This is a genomic window from Mesotoga sp. HF07.pep.5.2.highcov (assembly GCF_003666285.1).
Taxonomy (GTDB): Bacteria; Thermotogota; Thermotogae; order Petrotogales; family Kosmotogaceae; genus Mesotoga; species Mesotoga prima.
In genome coordinates this window covers 1-5,446 of record NZ_JFHJ01000657.1, presented here as the reverse complement: position 1 = coordinate 5,446, position 5,446 = coordinate 1, and the positions used below count along the sequence as shown (strand labels likewise).

The following is a 5,446-nucleotide window of genomic DNA, read 5'->3' as shown; positions in this document are numbered from 1 at the left end:
TTTATTCTCTTTTGCTGTCAAAGTTGAGTTAGAATTATAAGAAGAAGGAGGAAATTTGATGACACTAACGCCGCTTGGTGGCGGCCGCGAGATAGGCGCAAACTCCTATCTCCTTAGTCTGGACGGCAAGAATATCCTAATTGATGCAGGAAGACACCCAGTAAAGGAAGGTTACGAGTCGCTACCGGAAATTGACAAGATAAACGATCTAGATGTGATAATGATCTCTCACTCCCACTACGACCATCTCTCTTCTCTACCTTATATTTCTCAAAGATGGCCAAATGCCCGATCCTCATGGCAAAGGAAAACAAAGGTCTGGCGCTAAGAATACTCCAGAACTCAGTCGAAGTCATGAAGAAGAAAAACGCCAAGGACGGGGTCGAGCCGATACTCTACAACCACGGCGAAGTGAACGAGCTGAAGAGAAGAATATATCCCATGGAGTACTTTCAGAGATACTCAATAGACGATGTGGTAGATGTTGCCCTGTACCCTGCAGGCCACGTTATGGGCGCCGCCTCGATCTTTCTTGAACACAGAGGAAGGCGGATACTGTATTCAGGAGATATTTCGCTTTCGCAGCAGCTCACCATCCCACCTGCCCAGCTTCCCAAAAAGGTTGAGACACTCATATCCGAGGGAACATACGGTGCGAAAGAAAATCAGCTTCTAACAAGATATAGCGAAATAGAGCGTCTGAGCAAATCCGTGAAGCGCGTTTTGGAAAACGGTGGTCGTATTCTCATGCCTGTGTTCGCTCTTGGTAGGGGCCAGGAAGCAATCTATATGCTCCTCATGCTCATGGGGAAGAAAAAGATCCCCTCCGTCCCGATATACACGAATGGGATGGTGGCCTCCCTCAGCAATCTTTACATGAGCAACTACGAGAGTATAAGCGAAAAGGACAGAAAGTGGTTCATCAAGAGCTTTCAGAATAACGTTACTGTGGCTCCAAAGAACATCGAGAGGCTCCTCTTCTCGAGAGAGCCCGCTCTATTTGTCTTCTCTGCCGGGATGCTCGTCGAGGATACACTATCGTATATATTCGCAAAACAGATGCTGCCGAACAGCAGAGACGGGATCTTCTTCATGGGTTACCAGAGTCCCGAATCCGACGGTTACAAAATCCTACAGGCAAATAAGAACGGCGATGAGCGAATTCAAATGGGAGACGATTCGATCGAGATCGGCACAAAGAACATAGATATCTTCAACTTCTCCGGTCACGCAGACTACCAGGAGCTGCTGGATCTTCCCAGAAGACTTCAGCCGGAGAAACTGATCTACGTCCACGGTGATGAAGCCGCGCTGGAAAACCTTGCCGAAGAACTCCAGTATGAGTTTGAGATTCAGATACCATCGAATCTTCAGACAGTCGAGCTCTAGCTCCGGTTGACAAGGAAATGTGCCGGTGTTATCATAGTGTACGGTTGCCGGGGTGGCGGAACTGGCAGACGCAACGGACTTAAAATCCGTTGGAGCGAGGGCTCCGTGTGGGTTCGATTCCCATCCCCGGCACCATGGAAGCAAAGAAAGCAGGTCATTAATATATAGAATATTGTGAGCAGATAGATACTCGGTGCGGGGTGGAGCAGTCTGGTAGCTCGTTGGGCTCATAACCCAAAGGTCACAGGTTCAAATCCTGTCCCCGCTACCATTATTAGGCGGTGTAGCTCAGCTGGCTAGAGCATGCGGTTCATACCCGCAGAGTCGTCAGTTCGATTCTGACCGCCGCCACCAAGCATTTAGGGCCTACGTGCGTGTATGAAGCGCTCAGATCAATGAATCTAGCCTCCCGTTGGGAGGCTTGTTTGTTTTTGGGCGAGTTTTTCGGCGATCCAAGACCACTGTTTCATTAGCTCTAAGGCTTTTAGAATTGCCAGTGGCTGTGATCAGCAGTTTTCACTAAACATCCGATTTTTGCTCTCATGGCGATGCACTGAGCTGAAAATAACCAACCCGTTTTAGATTTCCCTGCATAATGAGAAGTGACTTCGCGAAATATAGACTGTAGATGTATTCACTTACTGTTGCTGAAGAGTTGCCAATGAGAGCCTATGTACTCTATTTCTCATCCTGAGGACTATTCGAGTAAGATGGGGGGACGGGTCTTCATGGGCTTTTGTTTCTGCAGGAATGTATTTGCAGAAGGTATGACTCATGTTCTTCACCAGAAAATCACAATCAATACTATACTGCCAATTTCCTTCAAATGAAGAAGCGATGGAGACAAGAAAGTGCATCATCGAAAGTTTTTTTACAGTCCATCACTGCGAAAGAAATCCAAATTTGGAGAATGGCTCCGGCATCTAGATATTGTCCATGACTATCGTAAAACCACGAACGAATATGGCTATTACCGTGATAACAAGCCCTACGACCAAAATCGGGATAACGCTTGAAACTGTGATTTTCACCACCCCTGTCTATTATTCTATGCTTCTCCTTTGTATTGAGTCAATCTTCAGAAAGTGTCGATCTGCTAAGCCTTCTAGACAGAAAACCCGCACAACGAAATCAACGCCCATCATATCGCTCCGACCAGAAGCAGAAGAGTGTATGAGTTGCTTGCGTCACAGACTTGTTTGATGAGGCTATCCAGAAAATCAACTTTGACTTCTAATGATCCCGCACTTACGCGGATTCCTCCCGCAAAGCTCGTTCTCGAGTTCCGGAAGAATACTTATCAGTTCGGATACTATATCTTGATCGAGAGGCATTTCTGTCATCATGTCCACCGCTTGACCAAAAGAGTAAGCAGTCCTGTAGGGCCTATCCGCTGTGAGAGCTTCAAACACATCAGCTACGGCCAAGATCTTTGCTTCGAGCGGTATCTCATCTCCCTTTAGGCCCTGGGGATAGCCAGAACCGTCTTCTCTTTCGTGGTGTAGATAGGCGTAAGGAATGAATCTCTCGAGGTATTTGAAATGTTGAAGAACCTCTTTACCGTGTTGAGGGTGATTGTGTATTACCTCCTTTTCAATTTCATCGAGAGGGCCATGCTTTCTCAGTATGTTTGGTGAAATACCCATCTTACCAATATCATGAAGTTTTGCTCCGTTCACAAGCTCCATGACTTTCTTTCTTCTCAATCCAAGACTCTTGCCCAAAAACTCAGCAATTTTTGCCACATTTTTGGAGTGAAAGGCTGTGTAGGAATCTTCCATCTCCCACAAATACATAATTTCCTGAAGACCACTCATCTCATAGTATCTAGACAGACCGAGCGCCAGCGCTTCCATCATGAACAAGACACCAACTATCCCAGCCGCCACGGAATGCAGAATCATCCACTTAGTAAGGTCATATCCTTTTATTTCGGTTCTCAGGCCGTAGGCGAAACTCTTCGATCCGCCCGGAGAGAAGGTAATTCTATCATCCAAACTCATCTCCGAAAGCAGAACATTCTTGTCAATACTAACAATCACTACTGCATCTGAGATCTCATTATCCATATGACTGTCGTAAACGTTGAAGTAGAGATAGACCTCCTGCTCTATGGTTGCTAGTTTGTAGACGTCTTTAGCCGGTATCTCTGGCGGTCTGCTTACTAGCCTGGCCGACTTCACTGCTGGAAACTCATTTTGGATCTCCTGGAGCATCTCTTCGATGAATAAGTCGTCTTTCGACAAAACGGCATCGTACATGGCATTCCATTGGAAATATCCCAAAGACAAAGCGGATCCCAGATTTTCGACAGATGTCTCAAAGATTCCCGAATAGATCTCCTGAGTATAGCTGATAGCTTCATTCTGAAAGACATGGTACGGTAGCATCATTAGAAGAATCGTTACTAGAAAGATGAATATGACTAAAGTAGGTCTGATGTACCGGAGTTCATCAAATCCTCTCATTTAAAACCTCCTTCTGTTATATCCACCCCTCAAAATATCTACTTAATCATATCACTTAATCTATTGATTCAACAATGTCTTGATAGTAATTTGGCGAACTACTACTGTAAAGACAATTAAATTGGAGATTTTGCTTTTGGTGTTAACTGCTGTAAAATAATATCCGTGTTGTAATTATTCTTAGGGGGATAAACAGTGAAAAGCGAGGAGATTAGCTACGAAATCCTTCAAATTAGGGATTTCGGAAAGGCAATGCGACGTAGAAACGTCAAAATACGGATCTTCAATTACAGCCAGTCCGAAGACAGCCTGAAGAAACTGGCAGAAAGCATCTGGCTCCAACATGGCCAGGATGTTGAGGAACTCACAACCGTTTTCTACCTGCCTGGAATGAATCCAAAATCAACAGGATTCGCGCTAGGAGGCTGCATGAAGGGAAAGGGATGCTACGTTACACTGGACTAACTCTAGGAACGCTCGGCCCGGGATAAATGGATGAGTTAGAGTACGGTCGAAAGCGGGACTTTTCTATCTACCATGCAGCTCAGGTTAAAGCTCAGTTCATTGAATACTGGTTTCACATAACGACTTTTGTTGCTGCTTGAAATCGGATTTCCGATTTCTTTTTTGAAAGATAAAACCCTAGAATTATCGCACTTTTCTCGATGAGTTTCTTGACTGCCATAGAGAACGATCGCTTCTTCACAACATAAGAGCAACCGTGTATTATCTATATACATATTCAGTTTGATTTGTTCTCGGTTTGACTATTAGATTCAGATTCAGCGATCGGGACAAAGAATTACAGGATTATGAGCCTGAACATTGATGGAGGCGCTCTGTGATAAGAGCCGTGAAATAACGTACTTGTTTATTTTCGCCGCGGAGAGGCTACTGAAGATCTTTTCTGAAGGGAGTTATTGACTAAGAACCCGAAAGTATATGAGTCTGATGCCATCTTTTCGAAGCTCCCGACATAGATGGGGCATTTAGCGAATTCCCTAATGATTTAAGGAAGGAATTTGGCAGGGGCAGGATTAAGGGTCCGCGCGAGTTTTGACGGCTAACCGTACGGCGGAAGCGTTGTTAATATGGGAATGAAGAACCTGGTGGTACGGTCTGCTACGTAATCGTCATAAGGAAGGATATAAGAGCCAAGATTGGAAAGAAGCCCGGTGACAGCGTCAAGGCAACGATAATGGAAAGGGAGTAGTGAGTTACCTTGTGGCAGTGTCCGAAATGTGGTCGTGAATTCGAGAAAGAGAACCAGAGACATTCGTGTGGTATTCCCCAGAAAACGATTGACGCGTACATTGAAGCTCAACCTGAGAGCTTTCAGCTGCTCCTGCACCAAGTACGGGATACACTCCGTGCGACGCTACCAGATGCAGAGGAACGAATTTCCTGGAGAATGCCGACTTACTGGAGAAATCACAATATCATCCACTTCGCAGCCTTCAAGAACCACATCGGACTTTATCCAGGTGACAAAGCTGTTGCACGTTTTGCCGCCCGGTTGACAGAGTTTAGTAGAAGCAAGGGCGCGATTCAGTTTCCATTCGGCAAGCGGATACCTCTGGGGCTTATTG

Annotated in this window: 5 protein-coding genes, 3 tRNA genes and 1 pseudogene; 8 read left to right on the top strand and 1 reads right to left on the bottom strand. The window is 45.5% G+C overall.

The window, feature by feature from the left end; translation table 11 throughout:
• The first annotated feature begins 58 nt into the window (after window positions 1–58).
• The 5 genes from BG32_RS16845 (at window position 59) to BG32_RS13960 (ending at window position 1,743) form a co-directional block, all read left to right on the top strand.
• On the top strand, window positions 59–328 hold the full coding sequence (locus BG32_RS16845) for an MBL fold metallo-hydrolase (protein WP_259459765.1): 270 nt from the start codon (window positions 59–61) through the stop codon (window positions 326–328).
• Window positions 329–354: 26 nt separating this feature from the next.
• Window positions 355–1,389 (top strand): MBL fold metallo-hydrolase, encoded by a 1,035-nt coding sequence (locus tag BG32_RS13975; RefSeq protein ID WP_259459764.1) that lies wholly within the window; start codon window positions 355–357, stop codon window positions 1,387–1,389.
• 46 nt (window positions 1,390–1,435) lie between these two features.
• Window positions 1,436–1,524 (top strand) — tRNA-Leu (locus BG32_RS13970).
• 59 nt (window positions 1,525–1,583) lie between these two features.
• Window positions 1,584–1,660 (top strand) — tRNA-Met (locus BG32_RS13965).
• A gap of 6 nt (window positions 1,661–1,666) precedes the next feature.
• Window positions 1,667–1,743 (top strand) — tRNA-Met (locus tag BG32_RS13960).
• Between the two features lie 866 nt (window positions 1,744–2,609).
• On the opposite strand, the gene BG32_RS16965 is transcribed toward BG32_RS13960, so the two are convergent.
• Entirely contained in the window at window positions 2,610–3,857 is a 1,248-nt protein-coding gene (locus tag BG32_RS16965; protein ID WP_006490343.1) for an HD-GYP domain-containing protein, read from the bottom strand.
• A gap of 195 nt (window positions 3,858–4,052) precedes the next feature.
• Here BG32_RS16965 and BG32_RS13950 point away from each other — a divergent pair, with 195 nt between their 5' ends.
• From BG32_RS13950 to BG32_RS17250, 3 genes and pseudogenes are all read left to right on the top strand, one after another.
• Complete coding sequence (locus BG32_RS13950; protein WP_006490341.1) at window positions 4,053–4,322, top strand: hypothetical protein; 270 nt, start codon at window positions 4,053–4,055, stop codon at window positions 4,320–4,322.
• A 455-nt stretch (window positions 4,323–4,777) separates the two neighbouring features.
• Window positions 4,778–5,070: pseudogene (locus BG32_RS17255) on the top strand (DUF1905 domain-containing protein).
• A 9-nt stretch (window positions 5,071–5,079) separates the two neighbouring features.
• The coding region (locus BG32_RS17250; protein WP_121527002.1) for an iron chaperone at window positions 5,080–5,446 on the top strand (367 nt) is incomplete at its 3' end.

Bases quoted from the DNA above. Each gene is read 5' to 3' on its own strand.
- BG32_RS16845 (WP_259459765.1), top strand. From the start codon at position 59: ATGACACTAACGCCGCTTGGTGGCGGCCGCGAGATAGGCGCAAACTCC.
- BG32_RS13975 (WP_259459764.1), top strand. From the start codon at position 355: ATGAAGAAGAAAAACGCCAAGGACGGGGTCGAGCCGATACTCTACAAC.
- BG32_RS16965 (WP_006490343.1), bottom strand. From the start codon at position 3,857: ATGAGAGGATTTGATGAACTCCGGTACATCAGACCTACTTTAGTCATA.